28 protein-coding genes are annotated in these 26,986 nt (G+C 34.1%); 11 read left to right on the top strand and 17 right to left on the bottom strand.

The annotated features are described in order from the left end of the window. Positions 1 to 3: 3 nt before the first annotated feature. From PQ462_RS09100 to PQ462_RS09090, 3 genes are all read right to left on the bottom strand, one after another. Positions 4 to 714, bottom strand: coding sequence for a DUF72 domain-containing protein (locus PQ462_RS09100; protein WP_274253196.1), 711 nt, complete (start codon positions 712 to 714; stop codon positions 4 to 6). Next, positions 711 to 1,442: a DNA-formamidopyrimidine glycosylase family protein gene (locus PQ462_RS09095; RefSeq protein ID WP_274253195.1), complete on the bottom strand. Its 732-nt coding sequence runs from the start codon at positions 1,440 to 1,442 to the stop codon at positions 711 to 713. The genes PQ462_RS09100 and PQ462_RS09095 overlap by 4 nt, the downstream gene beginning before the upstream one ends. Positions 1,443 to 1,517: 75 nt before the next feature. After that, positions 1,518 to 2,114, bottom strand: coding sequence for a YciE/YciF ferroxidase family protein (locus PQ462_RS09090; RefSeq protein ID WP_012025348.1), 597 nt, complete (start codon positions 2,112 to 2,114; stop codon positions 1,518 to 1,520). A 186-nt stretch (positions 2,115 to 2,300) separates the two neighbouring features. On the opposite strand from PQ462_RS09090, the gene PQ462_RS09085 reads away from it, so the two are divergent. Next, positions 2,301 to 2,855: a hypothetical protein gene (locus PQ462_RS09085; protein WP_274253194.1), complete on the top strand. Its 555-nt coding sequence runs from the start codon at positions 2,301 to 2,303 to the stop codon at positions 2,853 to 2,855. A gap of 71 nt (positions 2,856 to 2,926) precedes the next feature. On the opposite strand, the gene PQ462_RS09080 is transcribed toward PQ462_RS09085, so the two are convergent. The 5 genes from PQ462_RS09080 to PQ462_RS09060 form a co-directional block, all read right to left on the bottom strand. Beyond that, on the bottom strand, positions 2,927 to 3,574 hold the full coding sequence (locus PQ462_RS09080) for a DUF5661 family protein (protein WP_121361533.1): 648 nt from the start codon (positions 3,572 to 3,574) through the stop codon (positions 2,927 to 2,929). 88 nt (positions 3,575 to 3,662) lie between these two features. Further along, positions 3,663 to 3,824 (bottom strand): DUF1328 family protein, encoded by a 162-nt coding sequence (locus PQ462_RS09075; protein WP_035644678.1) that lies wholly within the window; start codon positions 3,822 to 3,824, stop codon positions 3,663 to 3,665. Positions 3,825 to 3,908: 84 nt separating this feature from the next. Then, entirely contained in the window at positions 3,909 to 4,991 is a 1,083-nt protein-coding gene (locus tag PQ462_RS09070; protein WP_121361534.1) for a DNA topoisomerase IB, read from the bottom strand. 138 nt (positions 4,992 to 5,129) lie between these two features. Next, on the bottom strand, positions 5,130 to 5,369 hold the full coding sequence (locus PQ462_RS09065; protein WP_012025352.1) for a DUF7218 family protein: 240 nt from the start codon (positions 5,367 to 5,369) through the stop codon (positions 5,130 to 5,132). A 339-nt stretch (positions 5,370 to 5,708) separates the two neighbouring features. Next, positions 5,709 to 6,152 carry a hypothetical protein gene (locus tag PQ462_RS09060; RefSeq protein WP_274253192.1) on the bottom strand — a complete coding sequence of 148 codons (444 nt, stop codon included), beginning with the start codon at positions 6,150 to 6,152 and terminating at the stop codon, positions 5,709 to 5,711. 180 nt (positions 6,153 to 6,332) lie between these two features. Here PQ462_RS09060 and PQ462_RS09055 point away from each other — a divergent pair, with 180 nt between their 5' ends. Beyond that, entirely contained in the window at positions 6,333 to 6,920 is a 588-nt protein-coding gene (locus PQ462_RS09055; RefSeq protein ID WP_274253191.1) for a DUF4142 domain-containing protein, read from the top strand. Positions 6,921 to 7,136: 216 nt separating this feature from the next. Here PQ462_RS09055 and PQ462_RS09050 read toward each other — a convergent pair whose 3' ends face one another. The 3 genes from PQ462_RS09050 to PQ462_RS09040 all read right to left on the bottom strand — a co-directional run bounded on the left by PQ462_RS09050 (position 7,137) and on the right by PQ462_RS09040 (position 9,052). Continuing rightward, positions 7,137 to 7,544 carry a cupin domain-containing protein gene (locus tag PQ462_RS09050; RefSeq protein WP_012025355.1) on the bottom strand — a complete coding sequence of 136 codons (408 nt, stop codon included), beginning with the start codon at positions 7,542 to 7,544 and terminating at the stop codon, positions 7,137 to 7,139. 29 nt (positions 7,545 to 7,573) lie between these two features. Further along, a complete protein-coding gene (locus tag PQ462_RS09045; RefSeq protein ID WP_012025356.1) occupies positions 7,574 to 7,990 on the bottom strand; it encodes a (R)-mandelonitrile lyase in 417 nt (138 codons plus the stop codon). Positions 7,991 to 8,182: 192 nt separating this feature from the next. After that, positions 8,183 to 9,052: a helix-turn-helix domain-containing protein gene (locus PQ462_RS09040; protein ID WP_121361538.1), complete on the bottom strand. Its 870-nt coding sequence runs from the start codon at positions 9,050 to 9,052 to the stop codon at positions 8,183 to 8,185. Between the two features lie 228 nt (positions 9,053 to 9,280). Here PQ462_RS09040 and PQ462_RS09035 point away from each other — a divergent pair, with 228 nt between their 5' ends. The 3 genes from PQ462_RS09035 (at position 9,281) to PQ462_RS09025 (ending at position 11,998) form a co-directional block, all read left to right on the top strand. Continuing rightward, positions 9,281 to 9,871: a TetR/AcrR family transcriptional regulator gene (locus PQ462_RS09035; protein WP_073409275.1), complete on the top strand. Its 591-nt coding sequence runs from the start codon at positions 9,281 to 9,283 to the stop codon at positions 9,869 to 9,871. 59 nt (positions 9,872 to 9,930) lie between these two features. After that, positions 9,931 to 10,383, top strand: a complete 453-nt coding sequence (locus PQ462_RS09030; protein WP_274253190.1) for a PaaI family thioesterase — start codon at positions 9,931 to 9,933, stop codon at positions 10,381 to 10,383. A gap of 64 nt (positions 10,384 to 10,447) precedes the next feature. After that, on the top strand, positions 10,448 to 11,998 hold the full coding sequence (locus PQ462_RS09025; protein ID WP_274253189.1) for a DHA2 family efflux MFS transporter permease subunit: 1,551 nt from the start codon (positions 10,448 to 10,450) through the stop codon (positions 11,996 to 11,998). Positions 11,999 to 12,038: 40 nt separating this feature from the next. On the opposite strand, the gene galA is transcribed toward PQ462_RS09025, so the two are convergent. Then, positions 12,039 to 14,858, bottom strand: coding sequence for a beta-galactosidase GalA (gene galA / locus PQ462_RS09020; RefSeq protein ID WP_274253188.1), 2,820 nt, complete (start codon positions 14,856 to 14,858; stop codon positions 12,039 to 12,041). 208 nt (positions 14,859 to 15,066) lie between these two features. On the opposite strand from galA, the gene PQ462_RS09015 reads away from it, so the two are divergent. Genes PQ462_RS09015 through PQ462_RS09005 form a run of 3 tightly spaced genes read left to right on the top strand, consistent with a single transcriptional unit; the run spans position 15,067 to position 16,898 of the window. Beyond that, positions 15,067 to 15,453 carry a hypothetical protein gene (locus PQ462_RS09015; RefSeq protein ID WP_149207655.1) on the top strand — a complete coding sequence of 129 codons (387 nt, stop codon included), beginning with the start codon at positions 15,067 to 15,069 and terminating at the stop codon, positions 15,451 to 15,453. A gap of 19 nt (positions 15,454 to 15,472) precedes the next feature. Continuing rightward, positions 15,473 to 16,339, top strand: a complete 867-nt coding sequence (locus PQ462_RS09010) for a chromate resistance protein ChrB domain-containing protein (RefSeq protein WP_274253187.1) — start codon at positions 15,473 to 15,475, stop codon at positions 16,337 to 16,339. 58 nt (positions 16,340 to 16,397) lie between these two features. After that, positions 16,398 to 16,898 carry a hypothetical protein gene (locus PQ462_RS09005; protein ID WP_012025364.1) on the top strand — a complete coding sequence of 167 codons (501 nt, stop codon included), beginning with the start codon at positions 16,398 to 16,400 and terminating at the stop codon, positions 16,896 to 16,898. A 164-nt stretch (positions 16,899 to 17,062) separates the two neighbouring features. Here the strand turns inward: PQ462_RS09005 and PQ462_RS09000 are convergent, their stop codons facing one another. Beyond that, complete coding sequence (locus PQ462_RS09000; RefSeq protein ID WP_274253185.1) at positions 17,063 to 17,467, bottom strand: lysozyme inhibitor LprI family protein; 405 nt, start codon at positions 17,465 to 17,467, stop codon at positions 17,063 to 17,065. Between the two features lie 79 nt (positions 17,468 to 17,546). Beyond that, positions 17,547 to 18,041, bottom strand: coding sequence for a TlpA family protein disulfide reductase (locus PQ462_RS08995; RefSeq protein ID WP_012025366.1), 495 nt, complete (start codon positions 18,039 to 18,041; stop codon positions 17,547 to 17,549). A gap of 171 nt (positions 18,042 to 18,212) precedes the next feature. Between PQ462_RS08995 and PQ462_RS08990 the strand changes: the two genes are divergently transcribed. From PQ462_RS08990 to tyrS, 3 genes are all read left to right on the top strand, one after another. Continuing rightward, the gene (locus tag PQ462_RS08990) at positions 18,213 to 18,515 is read left to right on the top strand and encodes an ArsR/SmtB family transcription factor (RefSeq protein WP_012025367.1); all 303 of its coding nucleotides are present in this window, start codon (positions 18,213 to 18,215) and stop codon (positions 18,513 to 18,515) included. Positions 18,516 to 18,521: 6 nt separating this feature from the next. Next, a complete protein-coding gene (locus tag PQ462_RS08985) occupies positions 18,522 to 19,628 on the top strand; it encodes an NADH:flavin oxidoreductase (protein ID WP_274253184.1) in 1,107 nt (368 codons plus the stop codon). 261 nt (positions 19,629 to 19,889) lie between these two features. Beyond that, positions 19,890 to 21,092 carry a tyrosine--tRNA ligase gene (gene tyrS / locus PQ462_RS08980; RefSeq protein WP_274253183.1) on the top strand — a complete coding sequence of 401 codons (1,203 nt, stop codon included), beginning with the start codon at positions 19,890 to 19,892 and terminating at the stop codon, positions 21,090 to 21,092. A 209-nt stretch (positions 21,093 to 21,301) separates the two neighbouring features. Here tyrS and PQ462_RS08975 read toward each other — a convergent pair whose 3' ends face one another. The 3 genes from PQ462_RS08975 to PQ462_RS08965 form a co-directional block, all read right to left on the bottom strand. Next, positions 21,302 to 22,432, bottom strand: coding sequence for an acyltransferase family protein (locus PQ462_RS08975; protein ID WP_274253182.1), 1,131 nt, complete (start codon positions 22,430 to 22,432; stop codon positions 21,302 to 21,304). Between the two features lie 392 nt (positions 22,433 to 22,824). Then, the gene (locus PQ462_RS08970; protein ID WP_274253181.1) at positions 22,825 to 25,041 is read right to left on the bottom strand and encodes a glycoside hydrolase family 3 C-terminal domain-containing protein; all 2,217 of its coding nucleotides are present in this window, start codon (positions 25,039 to 25,041) and stop codon (positions 22,825 to 22,827) included. A 208-nt stretch (positions 25,042 to 25,249) separates the two neighbouring features. Continuing rightward, the gene (locus tag PQ462_RS08965) at positions 25,250 to 26,893 is read right to left on the bottom strand and encodes a DUF6377 domain-containing protein (RefSeq protein WP_274253180.1); all 1,644 of its coding nucleotides are present in this window, start codon (positions 26,891 to 26,893) and stop codon (positions 25,250 to 25,252) included. Positions 26,894 to 26,986: the final 93 nt, after the last annotated feature.

Raw genomic sequence — 26,986 nt, 5'->3', positions numbered from 1 at the left:
TCTTCAAATTAAATTTTTCAATTCTAAAGCATTTAAAATCCCTGCTTCACTTGCAGTATTATTAAAATATATAAATCCTGATTCTAAATGAGTTTCATCTCTTATATGAAGTAATTCTTGAAGTGGATAGCTGGAGTAAAACATTTTTGGAGTTCCGTGTAAACGAATATAAACCAGCGGAAAATTTTTAAAAATTGTTTGTGGTAACTGCGGGTGGCTTACACTGCAAAACGTAATATTATTTTCTAAAAAAGCATCCCAAACGGTGTCATTCCACCAGGATTCATGTCGAAATTCGATTACATTTTGAAATTTTAAATCTAAATTTTTAATAATATGATGTAATCTTTCCAAAGTAAAATAATAGCTTGGCGGAAACTGAAATAATACACAAGCGAGCTTTTCTTTTAAACCCATTTTACAGACATTATAAAATTCTGAAATCAGATTTTCACAGTCTGAAAATTGTTTAATATGTGTGATTTCTTTGGGCGCTTTTACCGAAAAAAGGAACTCTTCCGGCGATTTATTATACCAGTTTGTAAAAACTTTAAGCGTTGGAAACCTATAAAAGCTTCCATTGAACTCATACGTGTTAAAGTGCTGGTAATAAAACTCAAACATACCACTATCTGTCAGATTGTCAGGGTAGAAAATTCCCTTCCAATACCGATTATTATAGCTTGAACATCCTATTAATATTTTATTTTTCATGAGTGAAGTTGTTGGCAGTTGGTACAGAAAAAACTACGGCGTTTTTTCTTCCCTGTCGGTTTTTTTATCATCGGTAAACTGCATCTTTTACATTCTTTTTGAGAATATGCAAGCCAGTGTTTTTTGAGTTCAAATTTCTTTTTCCAATACAAAAATTCAAAACTGTAAATCGAACATTCGGCTATAAGTTCGTCGATCTTCTCTGGCGGTATTTTTCCAACCAAAGATTCCGGGTGAACAAAACATCGGTATAAAACTTCGTTTTTAATAATATTCCCTACTCCCGAAAATATATTTTGATCTAAAATCGCATCGCATATTTTTTCATTTGGAATTTTATCAAGGCGTATTTTTGCTTTTTTGGGATTCCAGTTTTCGTTTAAAACATCTTCGCTCCAATCGTAATATTGATCTACAGCACCTTCTAAAACTTTTATGGAACAGGTATAAAAGTTGATTTCTCCGTTAGAAAATCCCAAATGCAACCTTGGTGCAGTTTCTTTTTTTTCGTTGATTCTGTACGTTCCAAACATCATTAAATGAATTCTTATTGTAAAATCATCGAAACAAATTAAAAAATGCTTTCCCCAGGTTTTAAAAGATAAGATCGTTTTATCTTGTAAACGTTCCAGATCAATACTGGCGTTTCCAGAAACTTCAATTATCCTTTTACCTGCAAACTGCTGTACTTCTTCTTTTAAAATCAATATGGACGGACCTTCGGGCATAACTTTCGTTTTAAATTTTTAATGAAAAAAAAGTGCAGTCTTTTAAACTGCACTTTTGATGTGGTAAGAAGGTTGTTATTCTTCCATTTCTACTTCTGCAGCTTCAAGATTTACAGCGTTTACAGCAACTTCTGTCAATAATTTATCGGCTCCTTTTTCTTCATCCAGTGTTTGTTCCAGTAAAGTAACAGCTTCAGTATAACCCAGCGTTTCGGCAAACTGTCTTAAAGTTCCATACGTTGCGATTTCGTAGTGTTCTATTTTTTGGCTTGCCGCAATAATTCCGGCATCACGAACTACTCCTATTTCTGTTTCTTCCAGAATTCCTTTTCCTTCTTCGATTAAACCTTCCATTGCATCGCATTTTTTAGCCGTTGCTTTTTTTCCAATTAAATCAAAAACTTTTTCTAAACGAGTTATTTGTTCCTCAGTTTCGGTTAAGTGATTATTGATTGCATCGATCAATTCTGGCGATGTTGCATTTTTTGCCATTGCCGGTAATGCTTTTGTGAGCGCTTTCTCTGCCCAGTAAATATCTTTTAGCCCGTCTTCAAATAATTCTGACAAGCCCGCGGCTGCGTTAGATTTTGGTTTTGTAACCCCTTTTTTTACAGTTTCCTTTGTCGTTGTATTTTTTGACTTGGTTTCCTTCTTGTTTTGTGTAGTTTTCATGGTATAATTTTTTAATAATTAATATTGTAAAATTAGTGCCGTTATTATCTGCAGGGTTATACTATTTGCAAATTAAATTTCATTCTAAACATCTGTTAATTATACAATTACATCAGACAATTCTATAAGAAAATCTTTAACATTCAGAATTAGATTTGTATCTATAACTATTTAAAATAAAACATCATGAATACTACAGATAAAACAAACAGCACTTTTCCCAGAGATCCGGGAAGTCCAAATACCGAGGAAAGAAATACGGTAATGAATGAGGAACTTTACGATTTAAATACTCGCGAAACTCAAAACAATCCCGCAGAAGACGCAGAGCGCGGTTTTACGGTACGAAATGGGCACAACCCTAACAAACCTAATCCCGATGAGAGATCGGAGCTCTACGACGACGATTTGGATGATTTAGATGATGACTTCCATAAAGACAGAGATCTTGAAGATAATAATGACACTATCTATGAAGTTGTCTTAGAAGATGAAAATGACCTTGATGATGAAGATGAAGAAGATGAAGAAGAATACATCGAAGAAGATCTTGATGAACAAGTAGAAAATGACGAATTTGATAATCCGGCTGATACTTTTGAAAACGATTTTAACGAAACTGAAGATGATCTTGAAGACATTGACGATGAAGAGGACGAAGAAGACGAAAACAATGATTATGTTGAAGATGATGTTCAGGAAGACGATGATTACACAGAAGAAGACAAAAGAAGATTGTAATTTTTCAGGAAACTGAAATAAAAAAGCCGTTAAGAATTGAAACTTAACGGCTTTTTTATGCGATTTGAATGCTAATCACCAATTTTTTCTAACACCGGAATATCATCCATTTTTTGTAAACGTTCCACTAAACCGATTCTGGCTTCACTTAATTCCTTTTCGGCTTTGCTCAATTCTTTGTACCATTCCTCTTTTCCGGTTTTTGAATTTTCTATTTTTCGCATGATCTCGTAAATCTCACCTTCCGCCTCCATTACTTTTAGTCGTTTGTAATAGGTCAAACTTTCCGTCATGTGTGCTAATGCAATCATTGCCGTTAAAAACGGATGGTTATTGGTTACGTTTACGTCTTTTATTTTACCGTGTTCGAGTTCTACTTTTAAAGCAAAAGCAAATTCTTCCATATTAAAATCGGCATATTTGCTTTGTGGATTCAAATAGGATTTTATGGCATCAACATTATTCATCGTCGAAAGATCGACTTGTGTATGTTTGCTGTCGAGCAAATCTTTGTAAACCACATTTGCCACAGCTCTGGCTTCGGCAGTTGTAGGGTCGTTTTCAGGATTTTCGAAATCTCGTATCGACCAGTCCCAATTTTCAGGATGAACAGGTTTGATGTATTTTTCGCAAAAATCTGTTACATCATTTTTCAAGCTTACCATTTCATCTTCTCTTTTGATATAAACATCTTGGTAAGCACCGCTTTTAGTTCCCATAATTTTATATTTTAAAAAGATAAACGACACATTTACCGAGATATATGTGCCGTTTTAATTTCGTTCTTATTTTACTGAATTCTTCGTGTTACACACTTCTTCGTCCGCTTATTAGCGAGATAATAAATAACACTAAGAATATGAAAAATAAAATTTTTGCTATACTAGCGGCTCCGGCGGCAATACCACCAAAACCAAATATTCCTGCAATAATTGCCAGAATAATAAATATGACTGTCCAACGTAACATAATAATAGATTTTAGTTAATAACGATTTTGTTTTTACTCAAATTCATGCTTTTTAAGAAGATGCATTAACTCTATTTTTTCTAACTACAACAAACTGACCTGATAATTTTCAATTAATTCTGCAAATACGCTTTCACTTCTTGAGAAGTATTTTTTATTGCTTCGGCTCTTTTTAACTTTATCAAAATACGGCTCAATCGAACCATCTTCATATGTCGAAACCAGCAGCGGATGAACGTAATAATTTTTGCAGACATTTCTGGTGTTTCCCAATGCCTCAGCAGTGGCATCATAAGCTGTAATAATATTTTTTTTGATTTCTTTTTCGTCTGATGCAATACCGAGTTCCATCAAATTTTCAAAGAATATAATTGAGGCTGCCCAAGTTCTAAAGTCTTTGGCACTAAAATATTCGCCCGAAATAGCGTGCAGATATTCATTTACCATGTGACTGTCTAAAACTCTTCTTTCGCCGTTTTTATCGTAATATTTAAAAACTTCCCAGCCCGGAATTTCTTCACATCGGCTTACCAGTTTAATCAGCTGTTTGTTTCTTGTGGTAATGGTGTGCTGTTTTCCTTTTTTGCCGATGAATTCAAAACGAAGGGAATTTTTATTGATATTGATGTGTCTTTTTCGCAAAGTCGAAAGCCCGTATGATTTATTGTCTTTGGCGTACTTTTCATTTCCAATTCGGATGTGGGTTTCTTCCATTAACCTGATCACGAGTGCAATTACTTTTTCTTTCGACCATTCTTTTTGTTCTAAATCAATATCAACTTGTTTTCGTATAGAGGGAAGCTTTTGTCCGAATTCTGCGATTTTGTAAAACTTGGTTTGATTACGGATTAAGTTCCATTTTGGATGATATCTGTACTGTTTTCTGTTTTTAACATCTAAACCTACAGCTTGCAAATGCCCGTTTGATAAATCGGTGATTTTTACATTTACCCAGGCCGGCGGTAAAACCAAACTGTTAAAACGCTTTATTTCGCTTTTCTGCTTAATACAGCGTCCGTTTTTTTTATAAATAAAACCATCTTCTCCCTGACATCTTTCAATAGGCAAATTTTGATTGTTTACGTAAACTAATTCTAGCTTTTCCAGCACCAAATGAGGTGTTTTAATAAGCTGGTTCATTAGTTTTTGAGTTCTGGCAGTATTCATGGTCGTTTTTATTTTTTTTTGCTGCTGTTAATTGTTATTGGGATTCACAGATTCAAAAGATTTTTCTTGTCTCATTATTCTTCCCACACAATCTGTGAGAATCTGCGAATGCCAATAACTATCAAAAAGCATTTTATTTTAATTCGTTCTTAAAGATTTTATCAGGCTTTTTTTGTTCATATATGAACGTCCAGAAATCCCCACTTTTTTGGCTTGCTCGTAAAGTTCTTCTTTTGTCCATTCTTCATAAGGCTTAGCTTTACCGCCTTTTTCTCCTGCATCCGGCGTATTAGCAATACGTGCCGATTTTTCTTTACTGTACCCTTTTTTAACAAGAGCTTCGTATTGGGCTTCGTTTTTAATTCTTGGATCTGGCATGACTTAAAAATTTTAGTTATTGATTTATCTTGTATGGTATTTCAAAATTCCTCAAAAAGAAGGATTTTTCCGTTATACAATTTTGCTTATAACTTTCATAATTAAGATTGTACAGCTTAGATTGCAGATTTTAGATTGTAGAGTTTAGATTATAGATTATAAGCGATCTTGTCATTTCGACGAAGGAGACTCGAGCGATCGCGAACAGACAAAGTAAATCTTCGCAGGCAGGTCAACAAAGATTATTGACAATTATCACATTAAAAAAACAAAAATCCCATTCGCAAAAACGAATGGGATTTTTGTTTTTTTTAATTGTTTTTATTCTGCCACTGACAGCTATTTAAAATTATCCTCAATATTAGTTATCAAAATTTTATAATTTTCAAAATGATCTGGAGAAATTATCAGACTCTTTTTATTTTCTAATATTAATGTAGTAAAATAATAACCATCTGATATATCCCCTGTTTTGCTTCTAAGTTTAACTTTTCCTTTTTTAATATATTGTATATTATCAAAAGGAATAAACTGTTTTACACCTGTAATTACCATTGTTTTTTCTATTCCTTCTTCTGTAATAGTCAGTTTAAAAATCTTGAACAAATCCGGAAAACAATAAACTAAAAAAAACAAAACCATATATGCCATTACTATTAATGGATTTATTTCGGAAGTTGAAAAACCATTATACACAACATACGACAGCGTAATTACAAATAAAAACAAACCCATTATTATTCTTATACCTAATATTTTTCTAAACTCTGAGGTGATATACATTCTAAGTCTTAAATTATTATTATTTCTTCTCTTTAAAAAACAAATATATAATATTTACAAGGTTAAAAAATGATCGAATATTTCTTTGCATCCAAATCATATAACAATCTCTAAAAATCCTGTAAGGTATTCCTGTAAGTTCTAAATAATTTTACATTATAACATTTAAACTATAAAATCATGAAAAAGTTACTATTAGCCGGTAAAGCAATTTTAGGAGCGGGACTTATTATTATATTCTTGCAGTCTTGCAAAAATGAAACAAAACAAGAAGACCCAAAAGAAGTTGCAGAAGATGCTAATGAAGCCAAATTTGACTCTATTGACAGCAAAGAAGATGATTCGGAATTTTTAGTAGATCAGGCCGAAATTAATTTAGCTGAAATCGAAATTGGAAAACTGGCGCAGCAAAAAGGAACAAATGCAGAAGTGAAAAAATTCGGAAAAATGCTGGTTGACGAGCACACAAAATCGGCATCTGAAGTAAGTGCCTTAGCAAAAGCAAAAAACTTTACTCTGCCAACTTCACTAACTGAAGAAGGTCAGGAAGAATATAAAAAACTAAACGAGAAATCAGGTTTGGATTTTGATAAAAAATTCGCCGATATGATGATCGACGGCCACCAAAAAGCAATTGACAAACTTCAAAAAGCGGCTAAAGACGCTCATGACGAAGATGTAAAATTGTGGGCAACAAACAATATTGCGGGTTTAACTTCACATTTAGAGCATGCTAAATTGCTGAAACAAAACCTTGACAAAAAGTAAAATAAATTTAATTGGTTATTATTTATTTTTTTAAGACGCTAAGATTCTGAGATTCTATGATCCTATTATTGGATCGTCTAGAACTCAAACTTTGCTAAAAAACCCCTTAAGAGTTGAATTGCTTAAGGGGTTTTGTTTTATTTTTTAGTTAATGAGGTACTGAGATTCTAAGGTTCTAAGTTTTTTTCTTAGAACCTTAGCTGCTTAGAAGCTATATTAATGACTGCTTAATAGAAAATATTCTCCATCAGTTACTTTTTCTAACCAGACTCCGTGGCCTTTATCAATCTCTGTGATAATGGCAACATAAGAGAATTTTTCAAACGGAGTTGCTCCGTACCAATGTTCTACTCCAGGCAAAATGGTAACTACCTCATCTTTTTTAAGCATTCTGACTGCGCTTCCTCTTTCCTGATAATACCCCGTTCCTTCTTTTGCAATCAGCATGTGCAGACTAGCGTTACTATGCCAATTACTTCTTGAGCAAGGCTCAAAAGTCACTTCCTTAATTACAGTGTTTTCCGGATGAATGTCACTGCTTTGTTTTTTATAGGAAACGTCACCCGTCATATATGTATTCGGGACTTTTCCTTCTTCGATAACGGCTGAATAATTCTTAGACATAATTTTTAATTTATTTTTTGAGATTGATTTTATTTAAAACTATTGTATTCTTCATCAGTTACCGGCTCAAGCCAGTCTACAATTCCCGTTTGTGTATTTGTACTGATGGCGATATGTGTAAATTCACTTTCTGGCGAAGCGCCGTGCCAGTGTTTTATTTCGGGCTGAATGTTTACAACATCTCCAGCCTGCAATAACTGGATTGGTTTTCCCGCTTCCTGATAATATCCTGTTCCGTGAGTAACGATTAAAATTTGTCCGCCGGGATGTGTATGCCAGTTGTTTCTTGCGCCGGGTTCAAAAACAACGTTTCCAACAGCGGTATTAAGAACCTCATCATTGGGAACTAACATTTTAACCCATGCTTTTCCTGTAAAATATTCTGAAGGTGCTAAATCTCCTTTAGGGAAAATGACACCATTATATAGATTGTCTAATGCTTCCATAAATTTATTGTTTGAAATTTATCAGAATCAGAAAACTAAATTTAAGAAAGCTAGAATGCGCTTTATGAAGTATTTATTTAGTCTGTTAAAAACTGATAAATGATTAATACTGAATTTCAAGACAAAAGTACTACGCGAATACTTTCCTGAAATAACAATATTCAAACAAAAAATTATGAATTTGAAACAATTTTACATTCGAAGCGATTTTGGAACAGTTCCGGTAAGTCTTTTAAAGTAATTATTAAAATAACTCGGATATTCAAACCCAAGCGAATATCCAATATCCGAAATACTCCAGTCCGTATGCTGTAATAATGCTTTTGCTTCGTTTATAATTCGCTCTGTAATGTGCGCCGTTGTTGGTTTTCCTGTAACTTCTTTTACAGAACGATTTAAATGATTAACATGCACAGCAAGACTTTGCGCATAATCCTGAGGCGTTTTTAAAGCCAAAGGTTCGTTTTTGGTTTCTATAGGAAATTGTCTTTCTAATAATTCCAAAAACAAAGAAGTAATTCTTGAAGAAGCATTTTTATGTTTAAAGAAATTTTCAGAAGGCTGCATTTTCATTGATTCATGAATAATCAGGTTGACATAACTGCGCATTAAATCGTCTTTAAAAACATAATCCGTTTCATATTCTTTAATCATTTTTTGAAATAAAGAATCTACAAACAGCTTTTGTTCAGCATTTAAAGAAAAAATTGGCGTTCCTCCTATTTTAAACAAAGGCGATTCATGAAGCGTTTCTGATCTGTCTTTTGCTTTCAAAAATTCTTCCGTAAAAACACACGCATAACCTTCGTAAGTCTCTGAAACAGTTTCCCAGGAATAAGGAATTATAGGATTACCAAAAAACAAAATCGTTCCGTCGGTTTCTATTCCTCGGTCAGCATATTGTATGATACTTTTGCTGGTATTGATGCAGATTTTATAAAAGTCTCTTCGACTGTAAACGGGAACTTTACTAAAATCCCCATTTATAGGATACACTTTAAATCCCTTCATTTTTAAATCTGAAGAAAAATCGCAACTCTGAGTTTCTGTTTGATTATTCATTTTGCAAAGTTATGAAAATCAAACAATATTTTTGTTTCAATTACAAAGCACACCAAGGTTTGGCTAAATTTATTTTTGCTGGGCGAAATAATCTCGCAAAGGCGCGAAGATGCAAAGTAGTATTTTCTTGTCTCTTTTCGTTAATATTCTATAGTTAGAAAAAATTACGTTAAAAGCTTTTTTAATTATACCAATCGGTATATATTTGCTTCGTTATTTTGATATATTATGAGTAAAGCCCAAAGAACCAAGCAATTTATAATCGAGAAAACCGCTCCTATCTTTAACATGAAAGGCTACAGCGGTACGTCTATGAGCGATATTACTGAGGCTACCGGATTAACCAAAGGAAGCATTTACGGTAATTTTGCCAATAAAGATGAAGTGGCTTTAGCAGCTTTTCGATTTAATGTCAAAAAACTGCATGATATTTTTGCAAGAGAAATTGAAAAAGAAAAAACCTTTAAGGGCAAACTATTGGTTTATCCTCGTCTTTATTCTGATTACTACGATTTAAGAGTAACACAAGGCGGATGCCCAATTATTAATACTGCCACAGAAGCTGATGACACACACCCAGTCCTGAAGAAAAAAGTAGAACGTGTTATTTTATCCTGGAAAGAGCAATTGGTTTATTTTATTGAACAAGGAATCCTTTTGGGAGAATTTAAAGCCCAATCTATCGATCCCGAAAAAACAGCTTTAACTATTATTGCTATGATTGAAGGAGCTGTTATGATTGCTAAAATTACCGGAAACCTGTCAACTCTGGCTGATATTATGCTTTCTGTCACAAAAATTATCGAAGACTTAGAATAATTTTTTTATCTAAAAATATACCGATTGGTATAATTATAAAATCTAATATTAAAACTAAAATGGAAACAAAAACAAGATTACAAGTATTACAGGATCACATAAATCGAGAATTTACTGCTTCTCCTTCCCCTTTTATGCTTTGGATGAGACCAATTGTGTTAGCGGCTGAAGAAGGAACCGTAACTTTTAAATATATGATTAGGGAAGAAATGTCAAATCCAATTCAAAGTCTGCATGGAGGTGTTACAGCTGCAATTGCGGATGATTGTATTGGTGCTACGATGTTTTCTTTAAATGAAGAAACCTTTTATACTACCATAAATCTTGTTGTTGATTATTTTGCTCCCGCACATGTTGGCGATACTATTCTTGCGAAAACATTAATCATTAAAAAAGGAAGACAAATGGTGAATGCACAATGCGAAATTTGGAATGCTGATCAAACTCGATTAATTGCAAGAGCGACTTCTAACTTATTTAAAACAAATGTTGTAAAAAAGGTGCTTTCCTAAAAGCACCTGATTTTCATCGTCTTTTTTTTGAACAAAAATATACCAATTGGTATAAAATATTTCTATGACACCTTTAAACCGAAACCTGCTCATTATTACCGTCATTCTTGCTGCCATTATGGAACTGATTGATATTTCTATCGTAAATGTGGCGCTTTCGCACATGAGCGGTAATCTGGGTGCTACTCTCGAAGATACTTCGTGGGTAATTACTGCTTATGCCATTGCAAATGTTATTATTATTCCCATAACGAGTTTTTTAAGTGCTAATCTGGGCAGACGCAATTATTATATTGGCTCAGTGGTTTTATTTACATTCTGCTCTTTTATGTGCGGTCACTCGTCTAATATCTGGATGCTCGTCTTTTTTAGATTTTTTCAGGGAATTGGCGGCGGTGCTTTATTATCTATCTCACAGGTTGTTGTATTTGAACTTTTTCCAAAAGAGAAGCAGTCAACAGCCGGAGCTTTGTTTGGAGCCGGAATTTTTATTGGCCCTACAATTGGCCCGACACTTGGCGGGTATATTACTGAAAATTATGACTGGCCGTGGATTTTTTTAATTAATATTCCTATTGGAATTTTGGTTACTATTTCTTGTTATTTCCTTTTACGCGAACCGACTGTGAAACCAGAAATTGCCAAAGTCGACTGGACCGGAATTGCGCTTCTGGCTATAGGAGTGGGCGCTTTACAAACGGTATTAGAAAGAGGCGAAGTCGAAGACTGGTTCGAAACTAAATATATTGTTGTACTAACGATTATTGCAGTAACAACCTTACTCACCTTTATTTATTGGGAATTAACAATAGAAAAACCAGTCGTAAACCTTCGGGTGCTTAAAAGCAAATCATTAAGCATTGCAGCAATTTTGACTTTTGTAACCGGTTTTGGAATGTTTATTTCCATTTATATAAGTCCGGTTGTGGCACAGCGTTTATTGAGTTTCTCACCGTATCAAACGGGATTACTTTTGCTTCCGGGTGCATTATTTGCTTTACTGGCTTTAAAAATCTGCGGTACATTATTGCAGAAAGGCGTTTCTCCAGTAGTTATTATTGCTGCTGGATTTCTGTTATTTATCTATTTCAATTGGCGAATGTCCGGTATGACTTTAAACACAAGCGCCGCCGAAGTCGCCGCATCTCTTGTTTTTCGTGCTTTGGGAATGGCGCTGCTTACCGTACCGCTTACTATGCTGGCTGTTTCTTCATTAGAGGATAAAGATGTCGGGCAAGGTGCTGCGCTTAATAATATGATGAGACAATTGGGCGGTTCATTTGGTGTATCGATCATCAACACTTATGTGGCTCATCGATTTGCCGCACATCGAAATGAATTGATTTCAGAGGTGACACCAAGTAATACTCTCGCTATGGATCGCATAAATGCTTACATAAAGTACTTTCAATATAGAGGTTTTACTTATAATGAAGCCAGAGCAAAAGCCTTAAAGCTGATGGAAAATATCGTAATGAAACAATCTTCGCTGTTAAGTTACAGAGACGCTTTTTTTCTTGTCGGTTTGTTTTTTGTTATAACGCTGCCCCTTCTTTTATTTGTAATGAACAAATCGAAAAAGCCAAAAACCAACATGGTAATTTCTGATCATTAATTTTTTTCCCTGCAGATTTTAAAAATCTGCAGGGCTTTATCTATTTCTTCAAAATTCCTGTTTTTAATCCTTTGGCGAAAGCCGATAAAACAACTTCATCTGCATTTTCTTCTTTTTGAATTATGATTTGCGCATAACCATTAAAAAGTTTTCTTTTCCAGGATTCTGCGGGTGTTATAACTTGTATAATTCCCGGATCTGTATTCAGCACGTCCCAGTCTTTTATTTTTTGCAAAGGCGTTGCAGCAATATGAATTGTGTTTTTTCCTTCTTTTAAAATACTGGATTCTAAAACAAATTTTTGAGAATCTTCTGAACTCGGATTTATTTTATTTCCGTTGATGAAAACTACTGCCTCTACTCCTATTTTTTTATAAAAAAAGCTCACCTTATTTAAAGCCGAATTATTTATTAAGTCAAATTCTCCTTTATAAACATAAGACGGCGCCTGATTTTTATAGTCACGGTCTTTAAAGGCTGTTTTCCAATCATTTTCAGGATAATTTTGAAATTCCTGAGGCAAATCAGCTGTCAATCCTTTTTGCTCCTGAAAATTCGTTATTTGAACTAACGAAACAGCATCGATAAACTGGTCTTTTTCTAAAGAAGTCGGGTCGCCGTTTCCTACTCCTAAAATCTTTCCTCCTTTTATAGAAAAGGTAATTTCCTCATTTGAAGTTGGAATATGCAATCCGTTTTTATCGGTAACTTCTGCCGTTACAACCAAAACTTTAGAGTTTGGAATGTTTTCTTTATCGATAGATAGTTTTATGTTTTGAGCGTTTTCGGTCGTTTTCTGGATTTCTGTTAATACTTTTTTGCCGTTTTTGTATCCAATGGCTTCCAGAGTTCCGGGCATATATTTTACTTTCCATTCTAAATGGCTGTTTAGCTCCATTTTCTTCTTGCCGAGACTTTTCTTGTTTAGAAAAAGTTCTACTTCATCGCAATTCGAATGCACCCATACATCCATTTCTTTTCCTTCCATGCCGCTCCAGTTCCAGTGCGGCATAATATGCAGAACTGGCTGCGTTCCCCACCACGATTTTAAATAAAACACATTGTCTTTTGGGAAACCGCATACATCCATCATTCCGAAATATGAAGTTACCGAAGGCCATCCATAAGGAGTTGGTTCGCCGCGATAATCAAAACCTGTCCAAATAAACATTCCGGCCAGATACGGTCTTTCGGCATAAAACTTCCAGCCTTCTTCAATACTGTAAAAAGTGGGACGCGGTTTGCGATCATAAGCACTTTGGTAATGTTTGGCGTCATCTGTAAAATAAATACCGCGTGTTGCAAAAGTTGAACCTTCTTCAGTTCCCATTCCGGGTTGATTTTTAAACTGATTTCTATGCGCATCAATATCGCCGTTACCAAGATAATTATACCCCATGATTTCTACTACAGACGAAATGCCGCTTTTAAATCCGCTGCTGATTCCAACAGTTACAGGTCTTGTTGGATCGATGCTTTTTGCAAAATCCTGCATTACATTCGTCACGCGTTCGCCCACAATATTGCCTTCAATATTCCATTCTTCATTTCCAACCGACCAGCAAAAAATACTCGGATGGTTTCGGTCGCGCTCCATCATTCGTTTTAAATCATTCAAATGATAGTCGTTAATTCCCATTAAACGTGTTTCATCAATTACCAGCATTCCAAGTTCATCACAAGCTTTCAGCAGTTCTGGTGTTGGCGGATGATGCGAACAGCGATACGCATTCGAACCCATTTCTTTTAACTTTTTAATTCGGTAATACTGAATTTCATTTGGAAGCGCTGTTCCAATTCCCGCATGATCCTGATGATTGTTGGTTCCTTTTAATTTTACAGGTTTTCCGTTTAGAAAAAAACCGTTTTCCGGATCAAACTTAATAGTTCTGATTCCAAAAGGCGTTTCATAATTGTCGATTATTTTTTCGTTTTGCTTAATCTGAGTTACTAAACGATACAAATTTGGAGAATCAATATCCCATAAAAGCGGATTATTTACTTGTAATTTTGAGATATACTTGTCTGTTTTATAAAATTCCGGAGCTTTTACATTTTCAGAAACAGCTTCAATTTCTTTGTTTGAAGCATCAAAAACAGTCTGAATAATTTCTAGAGAACCTTTATAATTTCCCTTGTTTTCAATAGAAACTTCGGCAGTTATTTCGGCATTAGTATTTGTAATTTCTGAGGTTACATAAGTTCCGTTTGGTGTAATATGAATTGGGTTTGTTTTCTGCAGATAAACATGTCTGTAAATTCCGGCTCCTTCATAAAACCAGCCTTCTTCCATCGAAGCATCGGCACGAACCACAATCGTATTTTCGCCTCCATAATTTACATAAGCTGATACATCATATTCAAAACCATTGTATCCGCTCTGTTCTGTTCCCAGATAATAGCCGTTAAAAAAAACTTTCGAATTTCTAAAAACACCATCAAATTTTATTGAAATAATTTTACCGTTATCGGTTTCAGGAATAGTGATTTTTTTTCGGTACCAGCCAATGCTTTTCTCCGGAAAACCTTTTCCAGACGTTTTAAATCCGTGGCTGAAACTGCCGCTTTCACTAAAGTCTTGTTCGACTGCCCAATCGTGAGGCAGATCTAATTTTCGCCACGCGCGGTCATCAAAATCTTTTGCTGCCGGACCGTCGCCAAATCCGGTTTTGGTTAAATATGAAAAATAGCCTTCTGCGTGTTTAAAATCTTTTTCTGTATCGTATAAATGACCAAATGAAAAACGCCAGTCGTTATCAATCAATATTAATTCCCTCTCTGATTTGTTTTGGGCCAAAGCCAGGACAGAAACCAAAAACAGGATACACAGAAAAATTCTTTTTACGTAAACAATTTTCATAAAACAGGGTTAGGTAAGTTAGAACGATAAAAATAGAGTATTAAACTGGTTTGTTTTAATAGTATTTTATCAAAAACTGCACAATAACTTCCTATACCCCTTCTAAAAACGGACTTCAAAAAATTTAGAATCATTCTATTGGCTATACTTTTCAAAATAATTTTGATTTGATGTAATTTTATATAAAAATTTAAAAAACAGAGATTATATGAGTGTTATTAAAGATGAAAAAAAGCTTCTTAGCACCATTAAACGTATCGATGAAAAGATCGATAAGAATAATGATCAAAAGATAGTTGCCTTTTTTGAATCTCTTGGATTAACAGAAAGAGAGGACGTACCCCAGAATTTTCTGGATTGGGATACGATTCTTATTGTCGTTCCCGACCGCCACATTTCGCATGAATTAAAATATTATAAATTCTCTATATCAAGACTTTTCTTTGTAACAAATCCGTATGCTGATAAAATTCACATCTACGATTTTGACGAATGGAAAAGTGTAACCCGAAATAAAACCCAGTTTCAGATTAGAGAAATAATGAAAACGAATTTTGGCGGCGTAAAGAAAATTACATCTGCAGAAAACAATTAATTCTAAGTTTTCATAAAAAATGAAATGGATCACGCGCGAAAGACCTAAAATTGATCGAATAGCCTGTCCATGGCTTATCAAAAACTTTGTCGACGCTGATGCAGAATTTATTTACGTTCCTTTTAATGAAGTTCTAGAGAAAGCAAAAAAGTTAGATGCAATTCCGTTTGATATTCCGGAAGTAGAATTTACACATTATAATGAAGAATGTACTTTTGACTACATTATAAAAAAATATCAAATTGCCGATCCGGCGGTTTTAATTATGGCAAAAATTGTTCGCGGCGCCGATACGGACCGCCATGATCTTGCCAAAGAAGCTGCCGGGCTCTGGGCAATTTCTGCCGGACTTTCGTATAATATTACAAACGATACCGAATTATTAGAAACCGGACTAAAACTTTATGATGCTTTGTACAGCTGGGCAAAACATTTGTATAAGCAAAATCATCTGCAAAACAGCCCGTTCGAAAATTTACTTCATGAAGTATATAAGAAGTTTTTAATCGAAAAGAAAACAACCCAAAAAACACCTTTATGGGTTAAAGAATTAAAAAACATAATTCAGGATCAAATTGATGCACAGTTTACTTTTGATTTAAAGAAAATTTCAAGCGATTTAGAGTTAAACCCTTCTTATTTATCAAGAGAGTTTTCTAAATATTTTGAAGATTTAAATTTTGGCGAATATGTACGAAAACTGCGAATTGAAAAAGCAATCAATCTAATTCAAAATTCAAATTATACCTTAACTGAAATTGCGTACATGACAGGCTTTTCAGATCAAAGTCATTTTACCAGGATATTTAAGCTTCAAACAGGAAAAAATCCTTCTTCATATAGAAAAAATGCACTGAAAAGTAATTTAGATACAAAAGGTAAATAGCATTCTATTTCTAAATTGACATTGTTGATAGTTTTGTTTTTTAATTAACCAGACTATCATGATTTCATTCAGACACATTTTTGCAATCACTTTATTTTGTTTGAGTTTCAACTTGTTTTCTCAAACCACTTATCCAAAAATCACGGGATATTTTGGAATTCTTCATCCCATAGCCACTTTTAATAGTGAACAAACAAGCGTAAATTTCAGGGATTATTATGCTGTAGGTTTTCCAACGGGGATTAATATTTGGAAGAATCAGAAAATAGGTTTTTCTTTTGAAGTTGTACCTAACATAAGAGTTCAGGGTAACAGTGATAAAGTAACTAATTTATTGTTCCATCCCGGCGTTTTAGTTGCTCTTGGAAACGGTTACACTTTTGCAGGAAGAGCCGCTTTTGAAAGCAGCGGCAGATACGGCATAACTCCCGTTATCAATAAAACGATTCTAAAAAGCGATAATTGCAGTTACTTCGCCGCTATTCCTTTTCCTATTCGTTTTGGCAACGATCATCCTGCCTCTTTTACAGTTGGTTTTCAATTCGGAATTGCTTTTTAAATATCATGTTTTCAAACTTTAGAAGAAACCTATATTATAGCTTTTGGAGAGGAAGCTGATAATATATTTACTTTTTTTGTTTCAGGTTTCAGGTATATCTTTGTAAAAGTTCAAACTTTGAAAAAGATTGATAGTTACAGAAAACTTGAAACCTGAAACAAAAATTACCCTTTATTTATAAGTTCTTTTACTCTTCCAAACACAAATTTTGCCTGTTCATCATAAATGATCATTTCAAAGTCTTGTGTTCCTTCAATAAAATTTCCTTGCTTTTTTGTATCTGAATATACTTTCTGAAAGAATTGGTCTCGTTTTTTAAGCCATTCTAATTGTTCTTTCTTTAATTTAGACTGTTCTTTTGAACTTATCTTAGACTTAAGATTTTTATAAGACACATTTAGCAGGCTATCTGACTGATTGTAATACTCAAGGGCGCAGTTACGCATATTTTGACCTTTATTCAAACATTTTTGATAATCGGATTTCATTTTATAAACCGTTTCAAGTGTTTGTGAATTACAGTACATCGAAGCTAGAATACACACTAATATGATTGATTTTTGCATCATAATTTAATTTTTTAAATGTGAAATTTACAAAGTTTTTCTTTTCACCCGAAATTAAAATTAAGAAAAATCTGAAATAAATTTATTGTATTGCAAGCAGACTATTAACCTTATCTTCTAACTCTTTTCCGTGAATATTTTTAGCTATAATAATTCCGTTTTTATCTACTAAAAAATTTAACGGAACAGATTGAAGCATGTAATCACCTACAACCGGAGACTTCCAGTATTTTAAATCACTTACTTGTATCCACGGTAATTTTCCTTTGGCAATTGCGGCTAGCCACAAAGGCTTTTTAGTATCCATAGAAACACTGTAAATAGAAAATTTATCAGGATAAGCTGCGTATAATTTTTGCAGTAAAGGCTGTTCTTTAATACATGGTCCGCACCAGGAAGCCCAAAAATCGATCAAAGTCAAAGAACCTCTTAAAGACGAAAGCACCTCGTTGTTTCCTTTTGTATCAGGAAGATCAATTTCTGGCGCAATATCACCAATGTCAGTACCTACAACCTGCGCTTTTGAACTGGTAATTACACAGCATAAAAATCCTAAAACAAGTAATGTTTTTTTCATAATTTATTAAGTTTAATTATTTGGGGATTATTAAATCATAACGTTTACAAATATAAATTTCTTTATTAAATATTCCATTCTTTTACTCCATGGTTCTCTCCTCTATCATAAAATTATCCTAAAAACATTTTACTTAATTGATATATCGGGAAAAGTCGATATATTTGCATCATGGAAAATATAGAAATTTTTAAGGCACTCTCTAACAAGTCCAGACTGCAAATGCTGGAATGGCTGAAGGAACCCGAAATAAACTTTCCCGGCCAGCTCGAACACGGCGGATTTGAACACGGAGTATGTGTGGGTCAAATTCAGGCTAAGGCGGGTTTGACACAATCTACAGTATCTGAATACTTGTCTATTTTACAACGCGCCGGTTTTATCGAAGCCAAACGTGTTGGGCAATGGACTTATTATAAACGTAACGAAGGTGCCTTTGAAGCACTCAGTAAATTAATTCAATCTAATTTGTAAATTACTATGAGCACAAACAACCTGTTTTCTCCGTTTAACCTAAAAACGTTAAACTTAAAAAACCGAATCGTAATGGCGCCTATGACGCGCTCATTTTCTCCAAACGGAGTTCCAACTGATGATGTAGCAGCTTACTACCAAAAAAGAGCTGAAGGTGAAGTTGGTTTAATATTATCTGAAGGAACTGTTATCGACAGAAAATCATCATCTAATGATGCGAATGTTCCTCATTTTTATGGCGACCTGGCTTTAAACGGCTGGAAAAAAGTTATTGACGAAGTTCATGCTGCAGGCGGAAAAATGGGCCCGCAGATCTGGCATATGGGAATTATGGATAACCATCATTCCGGCTGGGTTCCTCCTGTTCCATTTGAAGGTCCGTCTGGATTAAACCGTCCTGATTTTAGAAACGGAATTGCAATGTCTGAAAAAGATATTGAAGACACGATTCTTGCTTTTGGTAAAGCTGCTGCCGATGCTAAAAGACTTGGTTTTGATACTATCGAAATTCACGGTGCGCACGGTTATTTAATTGATCAGTTTTTTAGAGCCGAAACGAATTTACGTGAAGACATTTATGGCGGAAAAACACTGCCGGAACGTAATCGTTTTGCTATTGAGGTTATAAAAGAAATCAGAAAACAAGTAGGAAATGATTTTGCTGTAATTATGCGTTTTTCTCAATTTAAACCTTCTGATTACAATTATAAACTGGCTGAAAATCCGCAGGAATTAGAAGCTTGGCTTACTCCTCTTGTTGATGCCGGAGTTGATATTATTCACGCTTCGCAGCGTCGTTTCTGGGAACCTGAATTTGAAGGATCTGATTTAAACTTTGCGGGATGGGCTAAAAAAGTAACCGGAGCGCCAACTATTACAGTAGGTTCTGTTGGTCTATCTGGTGATTTCTTTGGTGCTTTTGCCGGAGAAAGTTCTGAGCCGACTTCTTTAGACGAATTAAACAGACGTTTCGACAGAGGCGATTTTGATTTGGTTGCCGTAGGAAGACCTCTTTTATCTGATCCTAACTGGGTTGCTAAAATTAAAGCAGGAAAAACAGATCAGTTAAAAGGTTTCAGTAAAGAAGCTTTAGGAGCTTTAGTTTTAGAATAAGTTTAAAAGTACTAAGCCTCTAAGATTCTGAGGCAATAAGTTTTTTTGAATAGCATAATTAAAAAATTTATCTTTGCAGTCATGAAATTTTTGAACAGCATATTACGCCTTCCTTTTTTCAGCACTTATTATTATGCAATAATACCTGCTCGGATAGGCTATGCATATAATTCAACGTATTCACGACTGTAAATTAGTATTATAAATTATATAAACCTTAAAGCCCGGGCATTTTGCCCGGGCTTTTTTATTTTCAAAAAAATGGAAACAATTCAAAAACTTAAAGAAAACACCGCCATCTTCTTACCGGAAAATGGTCTGGAAGAAAAATTAAATCAGGCTGAAAAAGAAAACAGAAAACTGATTATTAAACTGGGATTTGATCCTACTGCGCCTGATTTGCACTTAGGGCATGCCGTTGTATTAAAAAAATTAAAGCAATTTCAGGATTTAGGACATCAAATTGTGATTTTGGTGGGAAGTTTTACAGCCAGAATTGGCGACCCAACCGGAAAAAATAAAAGCAGAAAACCTCTAAATGCCCAAGAAGTACAGCACAATGCCGAAACTTATATTGCTCAATTATCAAAAATCATTGATGTAGAGAAAGCGCAGATTGTTTTTAATTCTGACTGGCTCGATTCTCTTTCTTTTTCTGAAATAATTCAGATCATGTCAAACGTAACGGTTGCGCAGCTCATGCAGCGAAATGATTTTAACAAACGTTTTACTGAAAATACGCCTATTGCCATGCATGAATTAGTGTACCCAATTCTGCAGGGTTTTGATTCGGTTAAAATTAATGCCGATATTGAAATGGGCGGTACAGATCAGCTTTTTAATTGTACTATGGGAAGACAATTACAGGAAACCTTTAAAAAATCGCCGCAAATCGTAATGTGTATGCCTTTGTTGAGAGGATTGGACGGAAAGGAAAAAATGAGCAAATCGCTCAATAATATCATTGGTTTAACAGACGAACCTAATGAAATGTTTGGTAAAACAATGTCAATTCCTGATGATCTTATTTTGGAATTCTTAGAATTGACAACTGATTTTTCTACAGAAGAAAAACAAGAAATCAAAAATCGGTTGAAAGAAGAAAACCCAATGAACATCAAAAAAATAATTGCAAAAAACATCATCAGTCAATACCATGATGAGAAGAAAGCAGATAAAGCAGAAGATTTTTTCGTGAATCAGTTTCAGAACAAAAACTTTGAGGAAAAATCGTTTGTTCCTGTTTTGATTTCTTCTTTAGAAAATAAATCTGAGCAAATGGCTTTAATTGATCTTTGTGTTTTTATAAAAAATGACATTACAAAATCTGCAAACAGAAGGCTGATCGAAAGCGGTGCTGTTCAAGTAAATAATTTAAAAATTACAAATCCGTACGAATTGATTCAGTTGAAAAAGGAAACCAAAATTAAAATTGGAAAACGAAATTTCTATGAATTGCTTTAGATTTAGGTTCAGAGAAACAGAGTGACAAAGAGACAAAGCTTTCTTTGATTGTCTTTTTTCGAAAAACAAAAGGGATAAACAATTAAGTCTATCCCTTTTTTGAAATTTCATAACTAACAAAATTAAGAAATTCAATATTTTTAGTGAGGTTTAGAGGGACAAAGTTCTTCCCTTTGTACCTCTGAACCTTTGTGTCTTTGAACCTAAACTTAACTCCTTCTTTTTTGAAATTTATTCTGAAGCCAGTTACGAACCGGTTCATCATATAGTTTTAAACATAAATAGGCAATAGTTATGCTGGCAAATAAAACACCGATTCCTAATATATAACCGTCTTTTAATGGAACTTTATTTTCAATAACCCAGCCCATATACCAATAAATTAATGGATAATGTATTATGTAAATAGGATACGAAATATCTCCTAAGGCTTTACATATTTTAAGTGAAATTGGATTTTTAATTTCGCCTCCGGCACCAATGGCAACAATTAACGGGAATAAAAAAATAATACTAAAAGATTCATATAAACCGTTCATCCATAAAGTATTTTCATCCCCAAATCTTGGCATCCAGAATATAACTATAATCATAATACTGCAAATCCAGAAAGCACCTTTAATATGAATTAGTTTTCCTAAACGAGAAAGCAGAACCCCAGCAAAAAATGGATATAATAAACGTGTAAAACCCACATTCATTTGTTCCAGATTTAAGGACCATCCGCCAATTACATCCCCTTTTGGGCCAAATACAGTATAGTTTATTAAAAGTCCGGCAAATATCAATACGAATACTGATAGTACTTTATTTGAAAATTTGCGAAAAATTAGGGCGTACAAGATGTTAGCAATATATTCAAAAAAAAGTGACCATGCCGGACCATTTAAAGGATGCATTTCTCCCCAGCCTCTAATTTCCATTGACGGCGGAATTGGAAGCAGTGTAAAACCAATTACCATTGTTAATAATAACTTCCAAACGGGCATTGTTGCTATTTGCGGAAAAACACTTGATTCTTGAAAATAATAAAAAATGGCTCCAATTATCATTCCCATAATTACCATGGGCTGTAAGCGGATTAAGCGTCGTTTGTAAAACTCCCATTGGGTTAACTTACTCCAGCGGTCATCATAGGCATATGCTACAACAAATCCTGAGAGAAGAAAAAAGAAGTCTACGGCAAGATAACCGTGATTCATAATTTGTTTAAAACGGCTTCCTTCATTAAAAGCTTCGAAAATGTGGAAAATTACAACCAATACAGCGGCAACTCCTCGAAGTCCGTCTAAAATTTCATAGTGTTTTTTGGGTTGAATGTCAACTGAAACTGAACTCATAAAATGGTTAATTATTAATGGTTAATAGTTAGTTATAATTGTTTTATTGGTGATTTTAAGCCATTCTGATATTCGCTGGTCCGGAAGATGTTTTTACAGTGAAATTTTCGAATTTAGCTTCGAAACCTTTTCCGTCTAGAGATACAGCCATTAACCCAACTTGTACAGGTGTGTATTATTTTGTAAAGGTGCATTTCTGTTCATGATACAATTTTGTCATCAAAAGATATTAAGAAAATTAAGCTGAACTTAATAAATCTTGTTTTAGCGTCAAAACATTTCAGAAAATAAAGTTCTCTTAATCATCCTAATGGCAAAATTAAATCAAAAGCAAAGCTGCAAATTTTTACACTTGCAGCTTTTACTAACCAACCAATTTAGAAATAATGAAATTATTGAAGTGAGAAGCCCACTTTCGATTTTATATCTGTTGAAGATGCTCCAACAATTGCTTCAAAAGCTCCCGGTTCTGCAACCCAGTCGTGTTTTTTATCATCAAAGAAACTTAAGGCAGTTTTATCGATAGTAAACGTAACTGTTTTTTCTTCCCCCGCTTTTAGCGAAACTTTTTCAAATCCTTTTAATTCTTTTACCGGACGTGGTAATGAAGATTTTAAATCGCTGATATAAAGCTGAACAACTTCAGATCCTTCTCTGCTTCCTGTATTTTTCACATTCACAGAAAATGTAATTTTATCGCTGCTTGAAAGTTGTTTTTTATCAGCTGTTACTTTTCCGTAAGCAAAAGTTGTATAGCTTAATCCGTGTCCGAAAGAAAACAATGGTTTAACTTTATTTTTATCAGCCCAGCGGTATCCAACAAAAATTCCTTCGTTGTATTTTACCTCATCGCCGCCTGGAAATTCTCCTAAAGCGTGAGCTCCGTTATCAGCTAATTTTACAGGGAAAGTAAAAGAAAGTTTTCCAGAAGGGTTTACATCTCCAACTAAAACATTTGCCAAAGCGTTTCCAGCCTCAGTTCCTAAAAACCATCCCTGAACAATTCCAGGAACTTCTTTTACCCACGGCATTGCAACTGCATTTCCTGAAATATTTACAAAAACAATGTTTTTATTTACTTTCGCTAATTCGCTGATTAATTTATCCTGACCATAAGGCAATTCCAATTGTTTACGATCGTGTCCTTCATCATCCTGATTTGGGCTTTTGTTCAAACCTCCAATAAAAAGAACGATATCTGCATCTTTAGCTGCTTTTAAAGCTTCGGCAGTTAATTCAGCCTGTGGACGTTTTTCTTCTAAGCTTACTTTTGCAACAACTCCGTTGTAGTTACTTGTTGGGTCTCCCACATAACCGCGTGCATACACGATTTCAGCCTGATTTCCAATTCTTTTCTTTAAACCTTCAAGAGGTGTAATTTCGTATCTTGCTTTAAGAGAAGAACTTCCCCCTCCTACTGTCATCATTTTAATAGCATTTTCTCCAATTACTGCAATTTTCTTAGTTTTAGAAAGATTAATTGGAAGAATGTTATTGTTGTTTTGTAATAATACAATTCCTTCTTCGGCAATTTTACGGCCTGCATCAGCGTGTTCTTGTGTTCCAAAAGATCCAAACGGACGATTTCTATCCATTGTAGTCAAGAAAGATAAACGTAAAATACGACGTACTTTTTCGTCTAACTCTTTTGTGCCTACTTCACCTTTTTTAATCATTTCTGAATACGGTTTTGCTAAGTAATAGTTATCATAAGCATTACTTGTTCCCCATGAAAGACCATTTGTCCAAGAACCAAATTCCATATCAAGACCATTGTGAATAGCTTGTTTGGTATCATTTACTCCTCCCCAGTCTGAAACTACAACACCTTTAAAGCCCCATTCGCCTCGAAGAATATCGTTTAACAAATATTCGTTGTGGCAGCATTGCTGTCCTTTGTATTTGTTGTAAGATCCCATAATCGACCAAACATCGCCTTCCTGAACTGCAGCTTTAAAAGCCGGAAGATAAATTTCGTATAATGCACGATCATCAACGATTACGTTTACAGAATTACGGTTTGTTTCCTGATTGTTTAATGCAAAGTGTTTTACACAAGCAGCGACACCGTTTGCCTGTACTCCTTTAATATAAGGTACAACCATTTTTGCAGCCAAAAACGGATCTTCTCCCATGTATTCGAAATTACGGCCGTTTAATGGACTTCTGTAAATGTTTACTCCAGGTCCTAATAGTACATTTTTGTTACGGTAACGTGCCTCTTCTCCAATTGATTTTCCGTATAAAGAAGATAGTTCTTTGTTCCATGTTGAAGAAAGAGCTGTTAAAGCCGGAAATGCGATACAAGAGTCATTTGTCCATCCAGCCTGATCCCATTCGTCCCATTTTACTTCAGTACGAATTCCGTGCGGTCCGTCGGTCATCCAGTTTTCAGGAATTCCTAGACGTTTCACTCCAGGTGAACTAAATTTAGACTGCGCATGAATCATGGCAATTTTCTCTTCGGTTGTCATTCTTTTAAGCGCATCTTCTACACGCTCATCAATTGGCTTCTTATCATCAAGATAAACCGGAACTTTATTTTGTGCATTCAATCCGAATGAACTCAATAAAACTAAAACAACGATTGTTTTAACGTTTTTAAACATAACTATTATAATTTATTTAAGCATTCAATTTCTAAAAAGATACTATTGGTCAGAAGTACCTTTTAATAATATTGTAAAACTAAAACGTTATCGTACATGTTACATTTTTAAACGCAAAAAAGTAGTGATTTAAAAAATTAAATAATTGATTAACAATTAAATAAATAAAAAAAAGCACTAAAAAAAGTAGTGCTTTTAAAATGTTTATTTAGGATTTTAATGCCATTGAGCCAATTTTCATGACCATTTCTTCAAAATCATTTCTCGAAACTGCGGCTTTATTCCTGCCCCGTGTTCTGTAATTGTAAATTGTGCTTAAAGAATAACGAAGAAATGCCGCTATCTTAACACTGTCTGTAATTCCAAGTCGGATTAAAGCGAAAATTCGAAGCTCCGTATTCAGCAGTTCTCCTTGTTTTAAAACAATCTGTTCTTCGGGAATTAAAAGCGCATTAAAATCTTTTACAAACGTTGGATAAAGATTTAGAAATATAATGTCAAAATTCTTGTAAAGCTCTTCGAGTTCATTATCAACTAAAGTAGTCGATTTTAGCATTTTGTAAATTTCATCAAACTGTTTAGCCGTTGCTTTTTTATTTAAAATGATACGGTAATTCTCAAGTTTGTTAATATATGTAGAACAAAGGCTGAAAAAATGCGCAATGTATTCTTCTTTAACATGATTAGATTCTGATAACTGCGAATTGGTTTCTTGCAGCTGTTCGTTTGTCTCGGTTATTTCTTTATTTAATTTTGCCAGTTTTTGAGTCGTTTCATACAATTCAGCACGAATTTTAGAAACCTTTTTCATTTGCTTGTAAACATAAATTACTGCGGCAACTAAAAAAACAGATAATAAGCTGATGCAGATTAAGTATAACTGTAATTCAGTTTTTCGCTTGGCTTCTTTCTCTAAATAAACGGTATTGATAATCGAATATACTTCTGACATTAAAAGTGTACGGAATTGTACATTACAATATAAGGCATCTTCAATGGCTGATTGTGTAAGCTTGTAAGCCATATCTACATCGCCAATTTCATAAAAAACTAAAGCAAGTTCCTGCAGTGAAGCATTATCTTTATTTGCATTTTTTAAATCTGATGCGGCCGAAAGTGCGTAATATTTCTTTCTAAGCTCCAGATTGTTTGTTGCTTCATTAATTTTACCAAGCAAATAGGTAATCATAGCATACTGCGGATTCTCTTCTGGCGTATTTTTTAATAATGCCAGTAATTGCTTTTGTGTATTACCAAATTTTCGAAGAAAAATGTTCTGCTGTATTCTGTTGATTTTATAATCTAATGTTTTAGGATCTAAAACTTTAAGCAGCGAATCTCTGTATTTTATAATCTGCAGGCGGTATTCATCATTATAACTGTTTGCCGCATAATGTTCAAAAAACTCGCGATAAGAAATATAATAGGTTGGCAGTAAATGTGCTGAAAGTGTTTTTTTGTTGATGCTTTTCAGAATAGCTTCAGATTCGCGGTATTTACCTGAAGATGAATATAAGGTAACTAATTGCAGATTAGCCAGATCTTCCAGTTCTTTATTTTGAAGCTGTACAGCAATCTTCAAATTCTTTTTCACATACAATATTGCCGAATCTGAATTGAATTTTTGATATTCTGTATATAACGTTTTGTTGTAATTGTATTCTTGTTCCTGAGTTAAGTTATCAGATTTTATTTTTTTGAAATTCAAAATTCGTTCTTCTTTCAGCCTTACATAATGCTCTTTATTTTTTAAAGCAAAATTGAGCTTAGTTAAAATAGTATCAGTACTATCCAACGCAAAAACCGGAAAGCAGATAAGAACTATAAAAGATAACAGGAATAGATTTTTCAAACTAATTAAGAGATAAATGAAACGCACAAATATACTAAAGTGTAAAATAGAAAAATATCTTTTCTACCACGTATTACAAGTATCGTTTTTCAT

This window comes from Flavobacterium sp. KACC 22758, from assembly GCF_028736135.1.
Lineage (GTDB): Bacteria > Bacteroidota > Bacteroidia > Flavobacteriales > Flavobacteriaceae > Flavobacterium > Flavobacterium johnsoniae.
This window is presented reverse-complemented; position numbering and strand designations above follow the sequence as displayed.